Origin of the sequence: Paenibacillus sp. GCM10023252, assembly GCF_042653305.1 — a bacterium.
Taxonomy (GTDB): domain Bacteria; phylum Bacillota; class Bacilli; order Paenibacillales; family Paenibacillaceae; genus Pristimantibacillus.
Map to the genome: position 1 here is coordinate 38,978 of NZ_JBHSHW010000027.1, position 21,722 is coordinate 60,699.

17 protein-coding genes are annotated in these 21,722 nt (G+C 55.1%); 15 read left to right on the forward strand and 2 right to left on the reverse strand.

Going from position 1 to position 21,722, the window contains the following annotated elements; genetic code table 11:
• The first annotated feature begins 23 nt into the window (after positions 1-23).
• Positions 24-4,961 (forward strand): cadherin-like beta sandwich domain-containing protein, encoded by a 4,938-nt coding sequence (locus tag ACFO9Q_RS15320; protein ID WP_379183548.1) that lies wholly within the window; start codon positions 24-26, stop codon positions 4,959-4,961.
• An 87-nt stretch (positions 4,962-5,048) separates the two neighbouring features.
• On the opposite strand, the gene ACFO9Q_RS15325 is transcribed toward ACFO9Q_RS15320, so the two are convergent.
• Complete coding sequence (locus ACFO9Q_RS15325; protein WP_379183550.1) at positions 5,049-5,978, reverse strand: helix-turn-helix domain-containing protein; 930 nt, start codon at positions 5,976-5,978, stop codon at positions 5,049-5,051.
• Between the two features lie 106 nt (positions 5,979-6,084).
• Here ACFO9Q_RS15325 and ACFO9Q_RS15330 point away from each other — a divergent pair, with 106 nt between their 5' ends.
• From ACFO9Q_RS15330 to ACFO9Q_RS15360, 7 genes are all read left to right on the forward strand, one after another.
• Positions 6,085-6,945: a sugar phosphate isomerase/epimerase family protein gene (locus tag ACFO9Q_RS15330; protein ID WP_379183552.1), complete on the forward strand. Its 861-nt coding sequence runs from the start codon at positions 6,085-6,087 to the stop codon at positions 6,943-6,945.
• Positions 6,942-7,964, forward strand: a complete 1,023-nt coding sequence (locus ACFO9Q_RS15335) for a Gfo/Idh/MocA family protein (protein ID WP_379183554.1) — start codon at positions 6,942-6,944, stop codon at positions 7,962-7,964. Before ACFO9Q_RS15330 ends, ACFO9Q_RS15335 begins: the two co-directional genes overlap by 4 nt.
• A gap of 302 nt (positions 7,965-8,266) precedes the next feature.
• Entirely contained in the window at positions 8,267-9,031 is a 765-nt protein-coding gene (locus ACFO9Q_RS15340) for an NUDIX domain-containing protein (RefSeq protein WP_379183556.1), read from the forward strand.
• An 18-nt stretch (positions 9,032-9,049) separates the two neighbouring features.
• Positions 9,050-9,859 (forward strand): ribose-phosphate pyrophosphokinase, encoded by an 810-nt coding sequence (locus ACFO9Q_RS15345; protein ID WP_379183558.1) that lies wholly within the window; start codon positions 9,050-9,052, stop codon positions 9,857-9,859.
• Between the two features lies 1 nt (position 9,860).
• Entirely contained in the window at positions 9,861-11,351 is a 1,491-nt protein-coding gene (locus ACFO9Q_RS15350; protein ID WP_379183560.1) for a nicotinate phosphoribosyltransferase, read from the forward strand.
• Positions 11,352-11,439: 88 nt separating this feature from the next.
• Entirely contained in the window at positions 11,440-12,147 is a 708-nt protein-coding gene (locus ACFO9Q_RS15355) for a DNA alkylation repair protein (protein WP_379183700.1), read from the forward strand.
• A 42-nt stretch (positions 12,148-12,189) separates the two neighbouring features.
• On the forward strand, positions 12,190-12,708 hold the full coding sequence (locus tag ACFO9Q_RS15360; protein WP_379183562.1) for a hypothetical protein: 519 nt from the start codon (positions 12,190-12,192) through the stop codon (positions 12,706-12,708).
• A 322-nt stretch (positions 12,709-13,030) separates the two neighbouring features.
• Here ACFO9Q_RS15360 and ACFO9Q_RS15365 read toward each other — a convergent pair whose 3' ends face one another.
• Positions 13,031-15,148: an alpha-galactosidase gene (locus ACFO9Q_RS15365; protein WP_379183564.1), complete on the reverse strand. Its 2,118-nt coding sequence runs from the start codon at positions 15,146-15,148 to the stop codon at positions 13,031-13,033.
• A gap of 249 nt (positions 15,149-15,397) precedes the next feature.
• Here ACFO9Q_RS15365 and ACFO9Q_RS15370 point away from each other — a divergent pair, with 249 nt between their 5' ends.
• From ACFO9Q_RS15370 to ACFO9Q_RS15400, 7 genes are all read left to right on the forward strand, one after another.
• Positions 15,398-16,198 (forward strand): ABC transporter ATP-binding protein, encoded by an 801-nt coding sequence (locus tag ACFO9Q_RS15370; protein ID WP_379183566.1) that lies wholly within the window; start codon positions 15,398-15,400, stop codon positions 16,196-16,198.
• 5 nt (positions 16,199-16,203) lie between these two features.
• Complete coding sequence (locus ACFO9Q_RS15375; RefSeq protein WP_379183568.1) at positions 16,204-17,241, forward strand: FecCD family ABC transporter permease; 1,038 nt, start codon at positions 16,204-16,206, stop codon at positions 17,239-17,241.
• Complete coding sequence (locus ACFO9Q_RS15380; protein ID WP_379183570.1) at positions 17,238-18,257, forward strand: FecCD family ABC transporter permease; 1,020 nt, start codon at positions 17,238-17,240, stop codon at positions 18,255-18,257. Before ACFO9Q_RS15375 ends, ACFO9Q_RS15380 begins: the two co-directional genes overlap by 4 nt.
• A 6-nt stretch (positions 18,258-18,263) precedes the next feature.
• Positions 18,264-18,809 carry a nitroreductase family protein gene (locus tag ACFO9Q_RS15385; protein ID WP_379183572.1) on the forward strand — a complete coding sequence of 182 codons (546 nt, stop codon included), beginning with the start codon at positions 18,264-18,266 and terminating at the stop codon, positions 18,807-18,809.
• 27 nt (positions 18,810-18,836) lie between these two features.
• Complete coding sequence (locus ACFO9Q_RS15390; RefSeq protein ID WP_379183574.1) at positions 18,837-19,841, forward strand: ABC transporter substrate-binding protein; 1,005 nt, start codon at positions 18,837-18,839, stop codon at positions 19,839-19,841.
• A gap of 385 nt (positions 19,842-20,226) precedes the next feature.
• Positions 20,227-20,688, forward strand: coding sequence for a MarR family winged helix-turn-helix transcriptional regulator (locus tag ACFO9Q_RS15395; RefSeq protein ID WP_379183576.1), 462 nt, complete (start codon positions 20,227-20,229; stop codon positions 20,686-20,688).
• 44 nt (positions 20,689-20,732) lie between these two features.
• Positions 20,733-21,713 carry a ring-cleaving dioxygenase gene (locus ACFO9Q_RS15400; protein ID WP_379183578.1) on the forward strand — a complete coding sequence of 327 codons (981 nt, stop codon included), beginning with the start codon at positions 20,733-20,735 and terminating at the stop codon, positions 21,711-21,713.
• Positions 21,714-21,722: the final 9 nt, after the last annotated feature.

Sequence of the window (21,722 nt, forward strand, 5' to 3'; positions counted from 1 at the left end):
TCATGGAAGGGGAGAGGCAGGGAATGCAAGGAAGGAAGAGTAGTGCAGGGAGACTGGTGCCTAAGTCTGCAGGTGAGGGAAGGTGGGCGCTAGCTGCCAGTCTTAAGCAGCGGATAGGGAGCGCGGCACGATTGCTGTTAGCAATCGCCGTCATTTTCACAATGTGTATCCATATCACACCAGAAGCCGTGCAAGCTTCTGCGGGTACAGCTGACGGAACCTATCACTTCGGGGGCTCACTGGGAGCGCACGATAGTGGAGGCACCGGCTTCAAGACGTATGAGGACAAGTTCCATGTGAGTAACGGCTTCTCACAGGATGGAACGGCGATCTGGTCCGACGGCCAGCAAGCCCCTAATGCGACAGGAACGCTGACCATTCGGGCTGAGAGTAATCTCGTTAATGAGACGTTCACGTTCAACAACCTTGGCATCAGCACCTATGAACCAGCGGGCCAGAGTCTGGAGTCAATTACGGTGGTGCTCTACGACAAGAATGATTCCGTGCTGGACACGATCACGAGCGGTCCGGGCAGAATTCTGAATCTGAGCAACAGTATCGTGCAGCTAAGCACGCTGCTTGGTCAATCGCCTTATAATGTAGCGAATGTGGCTAAGCTCACTTTGTCTTGGCACTACAATAACACGATGGCGCCGTCCAATCTGAACATCGAGAACATCACGATCTCGAATATTCGGACACCTGCGGACCTAGGGGGACTGACGCTGTCGAGCGGGGCGCTCAGTCCAAGCTTCGCTAGCGGGACTATCGGCTACACAGCGAATGTTGCAAACGGCGTGAGCAGCTTGATGGTAACCCCGACGGCGGTGGACAGTGCGGCTTCAATTAGGGTTAACGGCACACTTGTAGTAAGTGGCTCGCCAAGCGGGGCAATCCCTCTGGCAGTCGGGAGCAATACGGTAACGGTCTTGGTGACAGGACAGAACGGTACGCTCACGAAGACATATACGGTTACGATTACGCGTGCAGCTAGCGCGAATGCTGATCTTAGCAATCTGACGCTGTCGAGCGGCACGCTGAGTCCAGCCTTCGCGAGCTCGACAACGAGCTATACCGCCAGTGTTGCGAATGGCGTGAGCAGTCTAACTGTGACACCGACTGCGGCAGATGGGACGGCTTCGATCCAGGTGAACGGCAGCGCAGCTGCAAGCGGGACCGCCAGCAGCTCCATTCCGCTGTCCGTTGGCAGCAACTCGGTGAATGTAACGGTAACGGCACAGAATGGTACGACGACGAAGACGTATACCGTGACGATTACGCGTGCAGCTAGCGCGAATGCTGATCTTAGCAATCTGACGCTGTCGAGCGGCACGCTGAGTCCAGCCTTCGCGAGCTCGACAACGAGCTATACCGCCAGTGTTGCCAACGGCATAACCAGTCTAACTGTGACTCCAACAGCGGCTGAGCCTGGTACCATTACGGTGAATGGTGTCGCGGTTGGAAGCGGAGTCGCCAGCGGCCCGATTGCGCTGAATGTCGGCAACAACACAATAACAGTCGTCGTAACCGCTCAGAACGGAACAACGACGAAGACCTACACGGTGACGGTGACGCGGGCAGTTAGCAGTGACGCTAACCTTAGCGGCCTGACGCTGTCGAGCGGGTCGCTGAACCCGAGCTTCGCAAGCGGAACGACCAATTATACAGCGAACGTCGCGAATGGCGTGAACAGCTTGACCGTTACACCAACGGCGGCGGGGAGCGGCGCTGCGATAACCGTTAACGGGGCTGCCGTTGCAAGTGGAGCAGCCAGCGGGGCGATTGCACTGGGTGTCGGCAGCGGGAACACCGTGACCGTGGAGGTTACCGCCCAGGATGGCACGACGACGAAGACCTATACCATCGACGTGACGAGAGCGCAGAGCAGCAATGCGAATCTTAGCGGTCTGACGCTGTCGAGCGGGTCGCTGAACCCGAGCTTCGCCAGCGGTACGACAAGCTACACGGTGAATGTAGCGAATGGCGTGAACAGCTTGACCGTGACGCCGGTGTCAGCAGACGGAGCGGCATCCATTCAGGTGAACGGCACCGCGGTTGCAAGCGGTAATGCCAGCGGATCCATCCCGCTGACGGTCGGGAGCGGGAATACGGTGACGTTGCTCGTCACCGCACAGGACGGTACGACCAAGACGTACACCGTGACCGTGACGCGGGCGGCAAGTACGAACGCGGACTTAAGCGGTCTAGCGCTGTCGGACGGAACGTTAAGCCCAACCTTCACGAGCAGTACGACCAGCTACACGGCAGGAGTCCCTCATAGCGTAAGCAGTATGACAGTCACACCTGCCGCTGTTGATGGAACGGCATCCATTCAAGTCAATGGCACAACGGTCGCCAGCGGAGCGGCCAGCAGTGCTATTGCGCTGAACGTCGGCAGCAATACGGTGACGGTGCTTGTCACCGCTGAAGACGGTACGACTACCAAGACGTACACCGTAACGGTGACACGCGCACCGAGCAGCAACGCAGACTTAAGCGGTCTAGCCCTGTCAGACGGGACCCTGAGCCCGAGCTTCGCGAGCGGGACGATCAGTTACACGGCGAATGTGGCGAACGGTGTGAACAGCTTGACCGTTACACCAACGGCAGCCGACACCCAAGCCACGATAACCGTTAACGGGGTTGCCGTTGCGAGCGGAGCAGCCAGCGGGGCAATTGCACTGGCTGTCGGCAGCGGGAACAGCGTGACGGTGGTGGTGACTGCCCAAGATGGCACCACGACGAAGACGTATACGGTAGCAGTAACACGGGCTGCGAGCAGCAACGCGGATCTAAGTGGTCTGACGCTATCCGATGGAACGCTCAGCCCAAGCTTCGCAAGCGGCACGACTAGCTATACAGCAGACACAGCTAACAGCGTGAACTCCTTAACGGTGACACCAACAGCAGCTGACAGCAGTGCGACGGTGAAGGTGAACGGCAGCGCGGTTACAAGCGCCATCGCCAGCGCACCTATATCGCTGACGGCTGGCAGTGCTAGCACGGTAACGATACTCGTTACCGCCCAAGACGGCACAACCAAGACGTACACGGTGACCGTAACGCGAGCGGCGAGCAGTAATGCGGATCTAAGCGGTCTGACGCTATCGGATGGAACGCTTAGCCCGAGCTTCGCAAGCGGGACAATCAGCTATACGGCAGATACAGCCAATAGCGTGAGCACCCTGACCGTGACACCGACGGCTGCCGACAGCGGCGCGACGGTGAAGGTGAACGGCAGCACGGTTGCAAGCGGCAGTGCCAGCGGGCCTATCTCGCTGACGGCTGGAAGCGGGAATACGGTGACGATACTCGTCACTGCTCAAGACGGTACCACGACGAAGACGTATACGGTGACGGTAACGCGGGCGCCGAGCAGCAATGCCGATCTAAGCGGCCTGACGCTATCGAATGGAACGCTCAGCCCGACCTTCGCAAGCGGTACGGCAACTTATACGGCAGACACAGCCAACAGCGTAAGTACGTTAACTGTGACACCGACAGCAGCTGACAGCGGCGCTACGGTGAAGGTGAACGGTACGGCGGTTGTCAGCGGCAGCGCCAGCGGACCGATCACGCTCGCGGTCGGCAGCGGGAACACCGTGACGATACTCGTCACTGCCCAAGACGGTACGACGACGAAGACGTACACGGTTACCGTGACACGCGCCGCGGCACCATCCGGCGGCGGCAGCGGCAGCGGCGGCTCACAGGATGAAGGGGATGAAGTGTTCATCAACGGCAAGCCTGTGAAGCTGGGCAAGATCGTGAAGACTCTTGTCAATGGCCGCTGGGTATCCACGCTGACGGTGAACCGTGACAAGCTGTCCTCACTCCTCCAGACAGAGGGGCGCGGGGCGGTCGTCACGCTTCCATTCCCGGCGGGTTCAGATGAGTACACCGGACAACTCACTGGAGGAATTGTGAAGGATCTCCTGCAGAGAGAAGCGGTTATCGTGCTTCAGACGCCAGGTGCGAGCTATACGCTCCCTTCCTCGGAGATGGACCTGGAGGCGCTGGCTGCACAGCTGGGCGACAACGTGCCTCAGGACGACATCAAGATTAACATTACGATTGCCAAGCCTACGGATACAGCCGTACAATTCGTGCGCGATGCAGCAGGGCTGATCCAATTGAAGCTGGTCATTCCGCCGGTGGAGTTCACCGTGACCGCCGAATATGGCGGCAAGTCTGTCGAGGTGACTGGCTTCACGGGGTATGTCCAGCGTTCAATTCTCATACCGGATGACGTCGATCCGAAGACAGTCACGACGGTGGCCGTGGTTGATCCGAGCGGTAAGATTCGCCACATCCCGACCCGGGTCGTGGAGAAGGATGGCAAGTATTATGCTGTGTTCAAGAGCCTCTCGAACAGCCTCTATGTGCTTGTGTCGCATGAGCAATCCTTCGGAGATACCCAAGGCCATTGGGCGGAAGCAAGCATTGCTGGCATGAGCGCTAGGATGATTGTGGAAGGCAACGGCCAGGGGCAGTTCCGTCCGCAAGCGGCGATAACGCGGGCTGAATTCATCGCGATCATCGTTCGTGCACTTGGACTCAAGCCGGTGACAAGTGAAGCTCCATTCGCCGATGTGACGGCTAAGGATTGGTTCGCGGACGAAGTGCAGACGGCTTACGAGAATGGGTTAATCGAAGGCGATGAATCAGGCAAGCTTCATCCTTCTAATTCCATAACTCGAGAGCAAGCGATGGTAATCGTGGCTAGAGCAATGATGATTACGGAGCTTGAGGCGGGAGAGGTCGACGTCGAAGGGCTGCTGCAGCCATTCGGCGATGCGGATCAGGCCTCAAGCTGGGCAATAGAAGCGATTGCGGAATGCCTGCAGTCGGGTCTAATTACAGGACGAAGCAGCGAGGAACTGGCTCCGCAAGCGAAGCTGACCCGTGCTGAAGTGGCGGTCATCATCGAGCGCCTGCTGATCAATTCCGATCTGATCTAGCTGGACCTGAGTCACTGGTATTGTAATACAAAGAACCTTCACCATCCCAACATGGATGTGAAGGTTCTTTTTTTGCAACAAATACCCCTATCCCCTCACCCGAACCGACCTTGCATACTCACTCGGCGACATGCCGGTTCCCTTCTTGAAGTCTCTGGAGAAGTAGTGGAGGCTGGCGTAGCCGAGTCGGTCCGCAATCTCTGTGAACGTGTACAGCTGCTCGCGAATGAGCGCCTTCGCCTCCTCCAGCTTCATCAGCTTGAAGTGCTCCATCACGCCGCTCCCCGTATGCCCTTGGAAAATCTCCTTCAGCCGGCTCTTCCCGAGGTGAACCTCCCTACATAGCTCGTCAAGCGACAGGGAGGTGCCGAGCCGGCTCCCCATATACGACAGCACCTGCTGCACGATGCGCTGCTCCGCCTTGTCCTGCTGCATCGAGGGCAGCTTCGCCGCCGGCTGGGCGGCCTCGCCACACGCTGCCATCTGAGCGCGAATCATCCGTAGCAGCAGGATCTCCAGATACGACTTGAACGACTGCTCGCTGGCGAACGGGGCATCGGGATTGCGCTTCACGTGATGCAAGTCCGGCCTGTTGTAGGGCGGCAGGAACGCACGGAACCCCTCCTGCACAATCGAGGACAGCAGCTGATGCTCCTGTGCACCTACCTGCAGCACCTTCCTCTCCAGCCACTTCATAGGAGGCGAGTCGCACTCGAAGGAGATGACGATGAGATTAGGCGGCTTATGCCCCTGATCGACACGAACCGTGTGGAATTCCTCAGGCTTGTGGAAAATCATCGTCCCCTGACCAAGCGTATGCGTAAGCTCGTCCGCACGCACCTCAACCTCTCCCTTGTCCACGTAGAGGAGCTCCCAGAAGTCATGCTGTTCCCCTTCGAAGGTGAAGCCCTTGGAATATTCAAAGTAATGAAAGGAAATGAGCTGAGGAATGCTAAGCGATTCCAGCAACGGCATGCGGTGGAAGTCAGTCATGGCCATCCGTCCTTCGTTCGTCATATATGCGCTATAGGCTCATTATAGCAAAGTGCAAACTTTCCGGCTGATCTGATAAATGCTTCGGCGCACGGTGCCATTATACTGAGGGCATAAGGAGGCGTTGACGATGCAAAAAGGAATCAACATCTGGTCATTCCCTGGGGATATGAACATCACAGCATGTATTCGCACGGCTAAGGACGCTGGATTCGATGGGATCGAGCTGGCTCTGAATGAGACGGGCGAGCTGAGCCTCGGCAGCACTTCGGATGAGGTGCGCAGCTACCGGAGACTCGCAGAGGATATCGGGATCGAGCTGACGAGTCTGGCAAGCGGCCTCTATTGGTCGTATTCGCTCACTAGCAGCAGCGCCGCTACACGTGCCAAGGCGAAGGATATCGTGCGCAAGCAGCTGGAGTTCGCCTCCATCCTGGGTGTAGACACGATTCTCGTCGTACCGGGGGCGGTTGGGGTAGACTTCATTCCGGATTCCGAGGTTGTGCCGTATGAGGACGCCTACAACTACGCGCTCGAAGCCTTCACGGAGCTGGCGGAGGATGCAGAGCAGCATGGCGTAACCATCGGCCTTGAAAATGTATGGAACAAGTTCCTCCTCTCCCCGCTGGAGATGAGAGGCTTCATCGACACGATTGGCTCGGACTACGTCGGCGCTTACTTCGATGTAGGCAATGTGCTCGCAACGGGGTATCCGGAGCACTGGATCTCCGCATTGGGGCCTCGCATCAAGAAGGTTCACTTCAAGGATTACCGCCGCGATGCGGGCGGGCTGCACGGGTTCGTGGACCTGCTCGCCGGTGACGTGAACTATCCAGGAGTCGTTCAAGCTCTGGAGCGGATTAACTACAGCGGCTATGTGATCGCAGAGATGATTCCGTCGTACACGCATCATACGAAGCAGATCGTCTACAACACTTCGGCGTCCATGGACGCCATCCTTGGAAGGAAGAAGGAAGGGGTAATCTTATGATTAGAATTGGTCTAATTGGGCTCGGCTTCATGGGCCGCACGCATCTTCAGAATTATATCCGCTTGGAGCGGGAGGGTGTGCCGGTGCAAGTGGTTGCGCTGTGCGATATGAACCCTCTGGCCATGGAAGCGGGCTCATTCGGTGAAGGGAACATAGATACCGGAGCAGAGGTCATTGACTTCAGCGGGTATGCCCGATACACGAGCTATGAGGACATGATTCGGCAGGAGCAGCTGGATATGGTGGACATTACACTGCCGACTTACCTACATGAGGAAGTATCCGTCCATGCGTTGAGGGCTGGCTTGCATGTGCTGTGCGAGAAGCCGATGGCGATGAACGTGGAGGAGTGCGAGGGGATGGCGGAAGCAGCTGATGCATCGGGCAAGCAGCTCATGATTGGTCAATGCTTGCGGTTCTGGCCGGCCTATGAGTACTTGAAGGAGCTGGTGCAGGCGGGCACTTACGGCGCGGCGACGAGCGGTGTCTTCACCCGGCTCAGCGACACGCCGACTTGGGGAGCATGGCTCACTCAGGGGGACAAGAGCGGTGGAGCGATGCTCGATATGCATGTCCATGACACGGATATGATTCAGTGGCTGTTCGGCAAGCCGTCCCAGGTGTCCTCCGTGGCGCGCAATGTCGTGCCTGGCAGCGGCTATGATATCGTCTCCACTCATTATAAGTATGAAGATGGCAAGGTTATTAACGGCCAGGCCGATTGGACGATGGGCGGCGACTTCGGCTTCGAGATGGGCTACCGGGTCAACTTCGAGCGGGGCAATGTCGTATTCCAGGGCAACCAAGTGAAGGTGAACCCGCACGGTGAGCCTGCATTCTACGCGGAGCTGTCCGAGGACAACGGCTACTATCGCCAGCTGAAGTACTTCGTAGAGAGCTTGCTAGCGGACAAGCAGACGGACAAGGCCACGCCTCTCAGCACATTGGAGAGCATTCAGATCGTCCAAGCCGAGATCGCCTCAGCCGATCAGAACGGCGCTTGGGTCCCTGTTAAGTAATCACGTTGACAAAAAATCAAGCCTCATGCGTATTAGGCATGAGGCTTGTCTTGGTTTTCAAACCGACGATCAATCTTATCAAACCAAGTCTCTGATCTATCCTCTCAAGCCTCGGATTATCCAAGAGTAATCACCTCAATATTGTTTGATACAGTAATTATAGCAATCCCTGTGCATTCTGGACTATAGAAGCTTAACGGAACGGGGACAGCATATGAATGGCAAATATCCCCTTGACATCTTTGCTAATTATGTCATAATGATAATATCAAAACGACAAAATAAAACGGTGATAACAAAGTATGATTGAAAATGAATCCAACTATTCCGCAAGCCGGTATCGGACGCCTGATGGGGCGCCTACGGACATTGTTATTTTCACCATCCTGTCTAAGGAGAAGAATGCGGCCAAGAAGTCACTGCCGGAGCGGGAGCTGAACGTCATGCTCATCCGGAGGAAGGTGTGGCCGTTCGATGGCAAGTGGGCGCTGCCTGGCGGGTTCACGAGAGAGACGGAGACGGTGTATGCCTGTGCGGCGAGGGAGCTGAAGGAGGAGACGGGTGTGGAGGGGGTGCATCTGGACTACTTCCATGTATACAGCCAGCCAGGGCGGGATCCGCGAGGGTGGATGATCGCTCACGCCTTCCTAGCGCTAGTGAATGAACGGGTGCTGGCGAATCGCAAGGCAGATGTCGATGCTTCAGAGGTGGGGCTGTTCCCCGTGGAGGAGGCGCTCGGCATGGACCTTGGCTTCGACCACAAGCAGATTCTCATCGATGCCTTGCTGCGCATTCGCCAGCAGATGCTGACGACGACGATTGCCAGAGAGTTCCTGCCAGAGGAGTTCACGATCGGCGAGCTGTATCAGGTCATTCAGACGGTCGTGCCGGCCTTCGAGGAGAAGAACTTCATTCGCAAGGTGACGTCCACGCAGAGCCGCAAGGGAATTATTGAAGAAGCACGTAACGATGACGGTAGTCTGAAGCAGTCCAACCGCTACTCGCAGCGAGCGGCACAGCTGTATCGCTTCACGGGCCTTGAGCCGCAGTTATCCATCTATAGCTAAGCAGGGAGAGTGAGCCGCATGATTAGATTGAACGGAACAGAGCTGGCATTCAACGTATTCCCGAACGGGGAGACCTTAGTGAACGGAGAGCAGATTCGCCAGCTGCTGCAGGAGCACAATGAGCTTCACTTCAAGTATGAGAGTGATAGTGATCTGATTAAGCTGATGTTGGTGAAAAGCTACCTAGACGACCAGCTCGCAACGGCTTCGCTGATCATCTATTACATGCCTTACAGTCGAATGGACAGGGTAGAAGGCACGTCGGTGTTCACCCTGAAGTACGTCGCGAACTTCATCAACTCGCTGCAGTTCAACAAGGTGACGATTATTGAACCGCACTCCGATGTAACACTTGCCCTCGTGAATCGATCAGAGGCGAGATATCCTTCCATCGAGCTGCTGAATGAAGTGATCCGTGAGACGGGGTTCAACCCTGAGGAGGATTATCTCTTCTTCCCGGATGCTGGAGCTCAGAAGCGTTACAGCAAGGTAAGCGGATATCAGCATCTGGTGGGGTTTAAGGTGAGGGATTTTCAGACGGGACGTATTGCTTCTCTTGATGTCGTAGGATCTGTGGCCCGGCAAGGGTTCAAGGTCATTATTGTAGACGATCTGTGCTCGTATGGGGGAACGTTCATGCTGAGTGCGGAGAGGCTGAAGGAGCTTGGCGCTGCCGAGATCTACTTGCTCGTGGGCCACTGTGAGGAATCCATCTACGAGGGCAAGATTCTAACATCTGAGCTAATTAATCGAGTGTTCACAACGAACTCCATTCTGGGGGAAGCTGCACACAAGCGTATTCATCTATTCGACTTAGGAGGTATGTAAGATGACAGAGAGATTCGTCTACCCAGCTACGCTATTATGTGACTTCTATAAGGTGAGCCACAAAAATCAGTATCCGCAAGGAACGGAGTTGGTGTACTCCACTTGGACGGCACGGACCAGTCGTGTAGAAGCGGTTAATGAGGTCGTTGCCTTCGGCTTCCAGTCATTCATTAAGGAGTACCTGATCGATTACTTCAACGTGAACTTCTTCGGCAGGGCGAAGAGTGAGGTAGCGGGGGAGTATAAGCGAGTAATTAAGTATGCACTGGGAGTGGAGGAGCCGGACGCTTCGCATATTGAGGAGCTGCATGAGCTTGGATATCTGCCGATCAAGATTAAGGCGGTTCAGGAGGGGAAGCTGGTACCTGTCAAGGTCCCAATGCTGACGATTGAGAATACGAAGCCGGAATTCTTCTGGCTGACGAACTACCTGGAGACGCTCATGTCATGCCAGCTGTGGATGCCTTCGACCAGTGCGACGTTAGCGTTCGAGTACCGCAAGATTCTGGAGCAGTACGCCAAGCTGACGAACGGAGATCTGACAGGCGTTCCCTTCCAAGGGCATGACTTCTCGATGAGAGGCATGAGCTCGCTGGAGGCGGCGAAGAGCAGCGGCGCGGGGCATTTGTTGTCTTTTACCGGAACGGATACGATCCCCGCTATACTCTATATGGAGCAGCACTACAATGCTAATGTGGAGAGGGAGCTCGTGGGCACTTCGATTCCGGCAACGGAGCATAGTGTGATGTGCGCGCATGGAACGGATGAGATGGCGTCGTACCGCTACCTCATTAAGGAGGTGTACCCTAGCGGATTCGTCTCGATCGTGTCGGATACTTGGGATCTGTGGAGCGTGCTGGATGTCGTGATTCGTGGACTGAAGGAGGATATCCTCAGCCGGGACGGCAAGGTGGTCATTCGTCCGGACAGCGGAGATCCGGTCAAGATTATATGCGGGGATCCGGATGCGGTGGATGAGCTGGAGCGCAAGGGCGTCATTGAGATTCTATGGGATATATTCGGCGGCACGATGACGGAGCGAGGATACAAGCAGCTGGACTCCCACATTGGAGCCATCTATGGAGATGCTATTACGATTAGCCGCTGCAGGGAGATCTGCGAGAAGCTAGCTGAGAAGGGCTTCGCCTCGACGAATATGGTCTACGGCATCGGCTCGTACACGTATCAGTACAATACGAGGGATACGTTCGGCTTCGCGCTGAAGTCGACCTTCACCATCATTAATGGGGAGGAGCGCAAGATTTTCAAGGATCCGAAGACGGACAGCGGCCACTTCAAAAAGTCGCAGACGGGACTCGTCCTCGTGACGGAGAAGGATGGCGTCCTGGATTATGTCGATAATCTTAGTGTGGATGAGTATGAGGCTGCTCGATCGGGTGATCTGCTCGAGGTGGTCTATGAGGATGGTCGGTTGCTGCGCGATCATACCCTGCAGGAGATTCGAGGACGGCTGCTGGGAAGCTTGGGTTAAGGGCTGCCTAGGGGGAATAAGATGCGCTAGTAAAATGCGGCAAGTAAGATGCAGATAATATGGTGAGGGAAGGACTGTGAGGGTGTTGTTGACATATGAAGAGGTAATGGGGGAGCTTGAGGCTCTTGGCAAGGAGAGAACGAAGAAGATCTATGTGTCCAATGGCGCGCGCGAGCCGCTGTTCGGCGTGGCTACCGGTGCGATGAAGCCGATGTCGAAGCAGATTAAGATTAATCAGCCGCTAGCTGAGGAGCTGTATGCGACGGGTAACTATGACGCGATGTACTTCGCGGGAATCATTGCCGATCCTAAGGGAATGACCGAGAGTGATTATGACCGCTGGCTGGACGGGGCCTACTTCTACATGCTGTCGGACTATGTGGTTGCCGTAACCTTGGCAGAGGCGGACATTGCGCAGCAGGTGGCTGACAAGTGGATTCATAGCAGCGAGGAGCTGAGGATGTCGGCGGGGTGGAGCTGCTACTGTTGGCTGCTCGGCAATCGGCCGGACAGCGAGTTCGACAGCGGGAAGCTCGCCGACTTGCTGGGCAAGGCTGCTCATGAGATTCATGATGCACCTGAGCGAGCGAGATATGCGATGAACCAGTTCATCTACACGGTGGGTATCTCATACGTAGCTCTCCATGAGATGGCGCTGGAGACGGCCAAGGCCGTTGGGCCTGTAGAGGTGAATAAGCACCTCAAGCAGAGCAAGCTCTTGAACGCTTCCGCCACCATAGAGAAGGCCATAGAGAAGGGGCAGATTGGGTTCAAGCGCAGACATGTGAGGTGCTGACCATTCGGCAGCCCTGTAGACTGGGGCGCTAATGCGCCGACGGTGTTCCGGCTGCTGCGATGCCTGCAGCGCCAGAATCTGGCGCTACGGAGGTGGGGCCAGCCGGCGCCGAAGGCTGCAGCGCCAAAACTTGGCGCTATCGGCGCCGAACGAGCCGCCGTCGAGCCTGCAGCGCCAAAATCAGGCGCTACAGCGCCGAACGAGGCGCTGTCGGAGCCTGCAGCGCCAAAATCTGGCGCTACAGCGGCGAACCAGCCATCGCCGAAGGCTGCAGCGCCGAACCAGCCGGCGTCGGAGCCTGCAACGCCAAAATCTGGCGCTACAGCGCCGAACCGGCTGCCGTCGGAGCCTGCAGCGCCAAAATCTGGCGCTACAGCGCCGAACCGGCTGCCGTCGGAGCCTGCAGCGCCAAAATCTGGCGCTATTGGCGCCGAACGAGCCGCCGTCGAGCCTGCAGCGCCAAAATCTGGCGTTACAGCGCCGACTCGGCGAATTTTCTTTCCGAGAAAGGCCAGTCGGTTGAAGACAACTCTACCAGTTAAGACTTCTAGGAAGTCTTAAGTCACAAGAAATCAAGTAGAGTGTGGGAGTTAAGCCTCCTCAGGAGTCTTAAGCTACTGGAAGTTCAGCCCGTTGAAGACAACTCCACCACTTAAGACTTCTAGGAAGTCTTAAGTGGCAGGAAATCAAGTAGAGTGTGGGAGTTAAGCCTCCTGAGGAGTCTTAAGCCCTCGGAGGGCCATCCGGTTGTAGGCACACCAGGCACACCCACCAGCCCTACGCCTACAAATAGCTGCCAGCAGCGCCCATCCAGGTAAGCAAAAAAGGCTCCGAAGGGAACTTCCCTTCGGAGCCAGATGCTTCTCCAACCAACTGCTCTTGCTTAATTCGGCAGCACAGAATACTTGTACAGTGCATACTGGAACGGACCGCCACCTAGCTCGAACACCGCATGCCCTCCACCATCTACCTTCACTTGCTCCTGCGTGCCAGATCCAAGTATACTCTCCAGCTGAAGAGTTACGTTCGCAAGGTTCCACAGCCTGTAGCTCTGCGACGAATTCGTAGTGTACTCCTTCACAACGAGCAGATAACCTGAAGCCGATGATGCGGTCGTCACCGCCGCCCCAGCCGTCACCGACTGGAAGCCCGTCCATGTCGTCCCATTCGGCTCTTCGCCGATCGGCATCACATGGCCAGACAGGATGTCGGCCTGATGAGCTCTGTACGTCGGCACAATCTGCTCCAGCAGCGCAACCGATTCCTCGCTCAGCCCTGTCTGCTCCATCCAAGCCAGCGGATTCGCGAACATCGTAACCGCGAACGCATACTCCTGCCCGCATGCGGACGGCGCGAGCACATCCCCCTCGTACAGCTCTACATTCCGCGACACATTCAGGAACTCAGCCTGCAGACGGTACGTCGGATAGTAGCGGGACAGCATCCACACGTTCCGGAGTGTATGATGCGGGAAGTAGTTCGGCCAGGCGCCGAACTTGCCGGTGAAGCGATTTTCAAGGAATAAGGATCCATACTGCAGCTGCCCATAATAGCCGCTTCGAGTGCCAGCCGTCACATCCATGTTGAAAAACACCCTGCCATCCGTATGCTCCAGCACCCGCCTCAGCAGCTTCGTCAGGTTCTCCTCACCAGCCTTGGAGGTGAACTCGATCCCGTCCATCTTGAAGGCCGCAATGCCATATTGATGATGAAGATCGATCAGTACCTGGCTGTCCTTCTCCCAATTCTCGAAGTCGTTCAGAGAGTCAGGCGAGAACCACACCCCCATCTGTATCCCCTTCTCCGCAGCAGACGCGATGATGGGCTCCAGGCCATTCGGGAACCTAGTCTTGTTCACGGTCCAGAAGTCAGGATTATGCTTGTAATACCCCTTGCCCCAAGCCCCGCCTGGAAGCACGGAATTGGCGGACGTTCCGCTCTGCCAGCCGTCATCAATCTGGTAGAAGGTGACACCCGTCCGCGCCGCCACCTCAAGCTCCGCAAGCAGGAAGGACTCGCTCAGCCGCCCGTCGGACGATTGATCGCCCCACGTATTGGACATGATGAAGGCATCCTTATCCCCGTTGAAAATATGTATCGCATCATGATAAGCATGAAGCGCAGCCAGTGCCTCTTCTTCCTTGCCGCTCCACAGCAGCACGGTGCTGCCATAGGTCGTCAGCGTGCGATGCTTATTCAGATCGCCCGAGGTGAAGCCGAAGCCCGATGTGAATACATTCATTCCCTTCAGGAAGAAGTCACTGCTCACTCCGCCTAGATAGTCAAGCGGTGTAGGTCCTTCCTTAATAAAGGTGAGTCCTTCCTTAGACAGATGGTCCTGAACGAACAGCAGATTGCCCTGGATGAAGCGATGCTCCCGTCTAGTGAAGAGGCCGCTCTGGGTAGAGACCAGATTGTCGAAGTCGTCGGTGACATCAACGAACTGAACGCTGCGCCAGCCGGAATGTCTAGGCTCCAGTGGGAAGCTGTCCTGATAGTCATCGGTTAGCTCGTGGAAGTGTGGTCGCTTGCCTTCATCATTCTCTGAACTCTCGGAGACGCTCTCGGACAGAACAACTCCGTCCTTCAGGCTAACTTCAATATAAGTACGCAAGATGGGAAGCCCCGGGTAGACGATATGAATCCAGTTGACGATGCTGTCCTTGTATTCCAGCTTCACTTCTACTCTGAGATGCTTCCGGGCTATACCGCAATCATCACCTGCAGCCGACTCGACGTTAAGGGACAGCATGTCCTCGTTAATGAAGGAAGAGTGGTAGAAGGCGTACTTCTTAGGCTGGTTAGTCAACCAATCATGAGTGTCCTCTGTGGTGAACCACTCCTTATTCGTAGACTTGTTCAGCAGTGACATGACGACTGGAATACCTCGCGAGATATTCCATACTCTCTCCACAACCTCATTCCCGATTCGCAGCTCGTGGCCTTCGAGCGAGACATAGCAATCCCCATAGTTATTAATGTACTTATTCCAATTCGTCAAATAAGTTCAGCTCCCTATACTAATTGAAAATATAAATGGGCGAATATAACACTTTCCGTATTATACAACCAGCAGGAACCTGCCAGCAAATAGTTCTTGACGATCTCACCGATAATGATTATCATTATTCATTGTAAGAGTTTAATTGATAATCATTTTCATTCAATCAACATTGATCACCTCATCAATCATTAATCATTACCATTCATAACTAATCATTCATATAAATGGAGTAGGGAGCGATCCTTCATGCATGCAGCGACAGGATTATTCACGGAGAACCTGCAGGTCTCCTATGACAAGCTAACGATTGTGAACGACCTGAGCATTCAGGTGCCAATGGGGAAGATTACGGCTCTCGTCGGAGCGAACGGCTCTGGCAAGTCCACCATACTGAAGGCGATGTCCCGCCTGATGAAGCCATCGAAGGGAGCTGTCTACTTGGACGGCCATTCGATTCATCATCAGTCGACGAAGGCAGTCGCGCAGAAGCTAGCGATTCTGCCGCAGACGCCTACCGCGCCGGAAGGCATTACCGCGGAGGAGCTCGTGGCCTACGGCCGGTTCCCGCATCAGAGCGGCTTCCAGAGAATGTCGGCTTCCGACCGCGACATTGTAGACTGGGCGTTCCAAGTGACGGGGATGACGGCATTCCGTCAGCGTCCAATCGACCATCTATCCGGTGGACAGCGGCAGCGTGTATGGATTGCTATGGCGCTTGCCCAGCAGACCGATCTGCTGTTCCTCGATGAACCGACGACATATCTAGATATGGCTCATCAGCTCGAAGTGCTCCATCTGCTGCAAGAGATTAATGCGAAGCACAAGACGACAATCGTGATGGTCGTGCATGATCTTAATCACGCCACTCGCTATGCGGATCATGTCATTGCCATTAAGTCCGGCAATGTTGTCTACGAGGGTGCACCAATCGATATTATTACCCCCGCTATGCTGCTTGACGTGTTCAGCGTACAAGCGGATGTTATCGTGGATGAACGCGCAGGCGTTCCGCTATGCATTCCTTATGGATTAAGAGAGGCTCTATAGAACTCATGAACTCTACCGCAGCAGCACCTGCAGATTCGCCATCCTCACGTCCGCTGATGGTGACCTTACTACTTGTAATAGGCATTCCCTGCATTATCCTGCTTACTCTGCTCTCTATTGCTCAAGGCAATCTGAATCTGCCTATCTCGCAGTCTTGGGAGCTGATGTGGTCGGCGAAGACGACGGAGGCTAATAGCATTCTCGTTCATGATACGCGTATGCCAAGAGCGATAGCTGCGGTGTTGATCGGCTCCATGCTGGCCGTAGCCGGAGCCATCATGCAGGGGCTCACGCGCAACCCGCTTGCCGATCCTACGATCTTCGGGGTATCCCAAGGAGCGACCTTCGCGGTTGCGCTCGGTCTTGCTCTGGTCCCTTCGATCACGACAACGGGACTGAGCTTGTTCTCGCTAGCCGGAGCGGCACTCGGAGTCGGGCTGGTGTTCCTGGTTGGCGCATTCTCACGCGGAGGACTGTCGCCCGCCAAGCTCGCGCTTGCGGGAACAGCGATAGGTATGCTGCTTAGCTCATTCGCTACGATCGTGTCGCTGCAGTTCAACGTAGCCAAGGACTTGACGTTCTGGTATGCGGGAGGACTCGTGGGTATGGATTGGGAGATTATTACGTTCGTCGCCCCGTTAGGCGTGGCCGGCTTGGTACTGGCCATTGCCCTCTCTAAGGGGATTACGACAATTTCCTTCGGGGAGGATGTCGCAGTAGGACTCGGCTCGAAGCTAGGGGTTACGAAGGTGCTGGGCAACCTCGCGGTGCTTCTGCTAACAGGGTCAGCGGTATCCATGGCTGGCTACGTTGGATTCGTAGGCCTCATAGTCCCTCACCTGACGCGCTATCTCGTCGGCAGCGACTACCGCGTCATTATTCCATGCAGCGCGGTGCTGGGAGCCATACTATTATTGCTAGCTGATATGTTGGGGCGCATCATCAGTCCGCCCTTCGAGGTGCCAGTCAGCGTAGTGACGACCTTGATCGGAGTGCCGTTCTTCGTATACCTGGCTTCCAGAGAACGGAGGACAAGCCTATGATGACATCTGCTGTTAATCGGCGTCCCGGATATGCGATGCTCATTGTGCTCATCGGTATTATCGGAACCGCCTTCGTCTCCTTGAACTTAGGAGCCTCACGTCTGAACCCGCTGGAAGTCATTCAGACGCTGGTTGGGCTGGGCACAGCGAAGAGCAATCTCGTCCTGTTCGAATTCCGGTTGCCTCGCATTGTGCTCGCCATCTTAATTGGAGCAGGCCTCGCGGTCGCTGGAGCAATCCTGCAGGCCGTCTCCGAGAATGATCTTGCTGAGCCGGGCATTATCGGCATTAATGCCGGTGCAGGCTTCGGGGTTGTCCTCTATCTGCTAGTGGCTAATGGCAGCGCGACTGGCACGTTGTCGATGCTTCAAGCGTTCACGATGCCATTCGCCGCGATTGTCGGCGCGTTGCTAGCTGCGACTTGTACATATGTCCTGGCTTCAAGGGGAGGATTGTCGCCTATACGTCTTATCCTCATTGGAGTTGCTGTGAATGCGGCGTTCAATGCGCTGCTAATCTTCATTCAGATGAGATTGGATGACTATGGGATAACTGCAGCGACGGTCTGGCTGTCAGGCAGCATCTGGGTGAGCAACTGGACCTTCGTCTGGACGACACTCCCGTGGCTGCTCGTGCTAATACCGCTCGCGGTGTATCAGGCGAAGAAGCTGGATGTGATGAGGCTCGGCGAGCTGACGGCTGTCGGCCTTGGCGTAGCGCTCCAGCGTGAGCGCAAGCTGTTCCTAGGCATAGCAGTCATTCTCACTGGAGTCTGTGTGGCCGTAGGAGGCGGAATTGCCTTCGTCGGATTAATCGGTCCTCATCTGGCACGCCGCTTCGTCGGAGTCGCGCATCGCAAGCTCATCCCGATGTCCATGTTGATCGGAGCGCTACTCGTCCTGCTCGCGGATACACTGGGCAAGAACTTGATGGACGCGAAGGAGATTCCCGTGGGGCTGTTGATCGCGCTGCTAGGCGCTCCATACTTCATCTATCTATTAATGAGAGCGAGATGACTTAAGGTGATCGAACAATTGATTCGAGAGCGCAGGACGGTACGAGACTTCCTGCCGACGGAGCTAACGCCAGAGACGGTACTGGAGCTACTGGATGTAGCGGTATGGGCTCCCACTCACGGCAATCGCGAGCCTTGGCGGTTTCTCATGTTCGAAGGAGAGGGCAGGCGCAAGCTGATCGATGCCTTGGTCGGAACGTTCAGCGAGGAGGATCAAGCGAAGTACCGTCAAGGATATGAGAATTACTTGATGGGCACGCCGATTAACCTGGTAGTTACCATCCCGAGGAGCGACAATCCGGTCATCTGGGAAGAGGATCTGTGTGCAGCGGCATGCATGGTGCAGAATCTGCAGCTTGTCGCTTGGGAGCGGGAGATCGGCATGGTGTGGAAGTCGGGCGAGGTTTTCAACGAGGATTCGTTCAAGGCTGCACTGAGCATAGGGCATGAAGAGCATGTGATGGGGCTGCTCATCCTGGGAAGGTTCCACAAGAAGCCGAAGGCGCAGTCGCGCACGAAGGCGGAGCTTAAGACGGTCATTATATCTTCATAATAGATAATAAGGGGAGTTCGACAGACGATGACGAAGAAGAAGCCAATATTCACCCTCCTGATTGTTCTGCTGGCGATGATTGTTGCAGCAGGCTGCGGTGCAAGCAATGCGAAGAACGAAGAAGGAACGAATGAAGGGCAAGCAAGCACGACTGAGAATGCCGTTACTTATCCGATTACGATTAAGCACATGAAGGGTGAGACGGTCGTTGAGAAGCGTCCTGAGCGTGTTGCTGCCGCAGACTTCGTCGTGCTTGAGCATATGTTCGCTCTGGATCGCAGTCCGGTTGCTACAGGCAACTATGATACGGCGAAGGGCTTCCCGATCTACCAGCCTTACCTGGAGAAATATCCCGACATCATCGCGCTGTCCAGCGACTACTCGACTCCACTCAACTATGAGAAGCTGCTGGAGTCAGACCCAGATCTGATCATCGCGTATGATTGGGCTAACATTGACTATGACAAGGCAAGCAAGATCGCTCCGACCATTGTCATTGACAGCAAGCTGAACGGCGGATATACCGACGGGAAGGATGCCTTCAGCTATGGACTGGAACAGATTGCTACCGCAATTGATGCGAAGGATGCCTATGCGGCGTTCACGAAGAAGTTCAATGACCAAGTAGCGGCAACGAAGAAGATCATTGAAGACAAGGGCCTGACGGGCAAGACAGTCTTATTCTTAATGGCTGGTGAGAAGACCAACTACGTCTACGATATTAACTTCTACTACGAGAAGTTCGGCCTAGCGCCGGTTAAGGAGCTTCATCAGAACGAGAAGATCGCAGGCGGAATTGACCTGGAGACGCTGGTCAAGGCTAATCCTGACTTGTTGTTCCTTGCAGAGGACTACACGAATCGCACAGGCGCTGTGGAGAAGCTGAAGGCGAATGAAGCATTCAAGCAGATCGCAGCAGCGAAGAACGGCCAAGTGTACGACATCGACACCGCTGCCTTCGGCCCGACTGCAGTCGGCAAGATGTACGGGGTAGAGTGGATCGGGAAGATTATTGCAGAGCAAGCGAAGTAAATAGGTGCTAGCATAGGGGTGATCCTACAAGCCGCAGGCTTCGTTGGGATTGCCCCTTTTTTGCAGCGTGTTTCTGTGTCGTCGATGGCTGTCATAGAGGGGCAGGGGTCGGGGTGCGAGGGGCGAGGGGCGAGGCGCGAGGCGCGAGGGTACTCTATTTTGTCCCTTTGGGACACTATCCCCTTCGCTCAGAAGACAGGCATGTTGGTGCGAAGCGGGTGACAGTTGGGCATCTGCGTGAATCAGCTTGCAGCCCTGAGCGACGGGGATAGTGTAGTAAAGGAGCGAGACACATATGCCCTGAGCAACAGGGATAGTGTAGCAAAGGAGCGTGAAAGGATGAACTTGACACCTTATCAGTTTATATATAAACTGATAACAAGAGATGAAAAAGCGAGGTGGCATAGTGAGTGAGAGCATAGAGGGTCCCATCTTGTCGAGAAAAGAAGAGCGTCTAGGATTAATGCTCTGGTTCCGCCTGTCGCGGCTGTACAATCAGAGTGTTCGAGAATCTAATCAGCACTTGAGAGCATGGAATCTGTCTGCTGCTCAGTTCGATATCCTAGTTCAGGTTGGTACTCATGAACGGTTAAGTCAACAGGAGCTGGCCGATAAGCTGCTGGTGACCAAGGGGAATATCACGCAGCTACTATCGAAGATGGAAGATATGGGCATCATGATACGGGAGCAGCAATGGAAAACGAAATATCTAGCGTTAACGGAGCAAGGAAAAGAATTATATCAGGAAGTGGTTCCGAGGCAAGAGCAATTCCAAGCGTCACAATTCAGCGCCCTAAGCAGTGAAGAAAAGAAACAGCTGTTGGAGTTATTAAGGAAGCTACAATAAGAAAACTACAATAACAATAAAAAAATGACAAGGGGAGGTCTATCATGACATTAGAATTCAAAGGAATTCATCACGTATCGGCGTTGACGGCAAAGGGACAGGAAAACTACGATTTCTACACAAAGGTATTAGGGCTTCGGCTCATTAAAAAAACAGTGAATCAAGATGATCCTTCCGTGTACCATCTGTTCTACGGCGATGAGAAGGGGAACCCGGGTACGGAACTCACGTTCTTCGAGATCCCTAGAGCAGGGCGATTCCATGCGGGCACGAACAGCATCTCGGCAACTTCCCTTCGTGTTCCTAATGATGAAGCCCTTCAGTATTGGAGGGAGCGCTTCGACACGATGCAGGTTGAGCATGAGGAGATTAGAGAGCGGGCAGGCCGCTCTACGTTAGCCTTCCAAGACCATGAAGGGCAGAGGCTCATCCTGGTATCAGACGAGCATAATCAGGGAGTTCCAGGGGGGACAGTATGGGATAAGAGTCCTGTTCCTGCAGCCTACGGCATTATTGGACTTGGCCCTGTTCAGCTAACCGTACAGCATGCTCAAGCGACGATAGACGTCCTTACGGATATAATGGGCTTCCGCGTCGCAGGACAGTACGCTTCCTCCGTTGCCGGACAGCCCGATATTGTCGTGCTGGAGACAGGACAAGGAGGGACGGGGGCTGAGGTGCATGTGGAAGAGCGAGCGGATCTCCCTGCCGAACGCCCAGGACGTGGCAGTGTCCACCATGTAGCGTTCCGAGTGGATAATGAAGAGGAGTTACGTCAGTGGATCGGGCGTATTAGCGAAGCGCGTCTACCCAACTCGGGCTTCGTAGATCGCTTCTACTTCCGGTCCCTCTACTTCAGAGAGCCTAATGGCATCCTATTCGAACTAGCAACGGACGGCCCGGGCTTCGATACGGACGAGGATATTCATCATCTCGGTGAATCCCTTGCTCTGCCGCCATTCCTGGAGGATAGACGGGAGCAGATTGAAGCGGTGCTTAAGCCGATCGACACGAAGGTAGAGTAATTCTAGTCT

Excerpts from the sequence above, each read along its gene's own strand:
- ACFO9Q_RS15320 (WP_379183548.1), top strand. The coding sequence starts at position 24 with ATGCAAGGAAGGAAGAGTAGTGCAGGGAGACTGGTGCCTAAGTCTGCA.
- ACFO9Q_RS15325 (WP_379183550.1), bottom strand. The coding sequence starts at position 5,978 with ATGACGAACGAAGGACGGATGGCCATGACTGACTTCCACCGCATGCCG.
- ACFO9Q_RS15330 (WP_379183552.1), top strand. The coding sequence starts at position 6,085 with ATGCAAAAAGGAATCAACATCTGGTCATTCCCTGGGGATATGAACATC.
- ACFO9Q_RS15335 (WP_379183554.1), top strand. The coding sequence starts at position 6,942 with ATGATTAGAATTGGTCTAATTGGGCTCGGCTTCATGGGCCGCACGCAT.
- ACFO9Q_RS15340 (WP_379183556.1), top strand. The coding sequence starts at position 8,267 with ATGATTGAAAATGAATCCAACTATTCCGCAAGCCGGTATCGGACGCCT.
- ACFO9Q_RS15345 (WP_379183558.1), top strand. The coding sequence starts at position 9,050 with ATGATTAGATTGAACGGAACAGAGCTGGCATTCAACGTATTCCCGAAC.
- ACFO9Q_RS15350 (WP_379183560.1), top strand. The coding sequence starts at position 9,861 with ATGACAGAGAGATTCGTCTACCCAGCTACGCTATTATGTGACTTCTAT.
- ACFO9Q_RS15370 (WP_379183566.1), top strand. The coding sequence starts at position 15,398 with ATGCATGCAGCGACAGGATTATTCACGGAGAACCTGCAGGTCTCCTAT.
- ACFO9Q_RS15375 (WP_379183568.1), top strand. The coding sequence starts at position 16,204 with ATGAACTCTACCGCAGCAGCACCTGCAGATTCGCCATCCTCACGTCCG.
- ACFO9Q_RS15380 (WP_379183570.1), top strand. The coding sequence starts at position 17,238 with ATGATGACATCTGCTGTTAATCGGCGTCCCGGATATGCGATGCTCATT.
- ACFO9Q_RS15390 (WP_379183574.1), top strand. The coding sequence starts at position 18,837 with ATGACGAAGAAGAAGCCAATATTCACCCTCCTGATTGTTCTGCTGGCG.
- ACFO9Q_RS15395 (WP_379183576.1), top strand. The coding sequence starts at position 20,227 with ATGAAAAAGCGAGGTGGCATAGTGAGTGAGAGCATAGAGGGTCCCATC.
- ACFO9Q_RS15400 (WP_379183578.1), top strand. The coding sequence starts at position 20,733 with ATGACATTAGAATTCAAAGGAATTCATCACGTATCGGCGTTGACGGCA.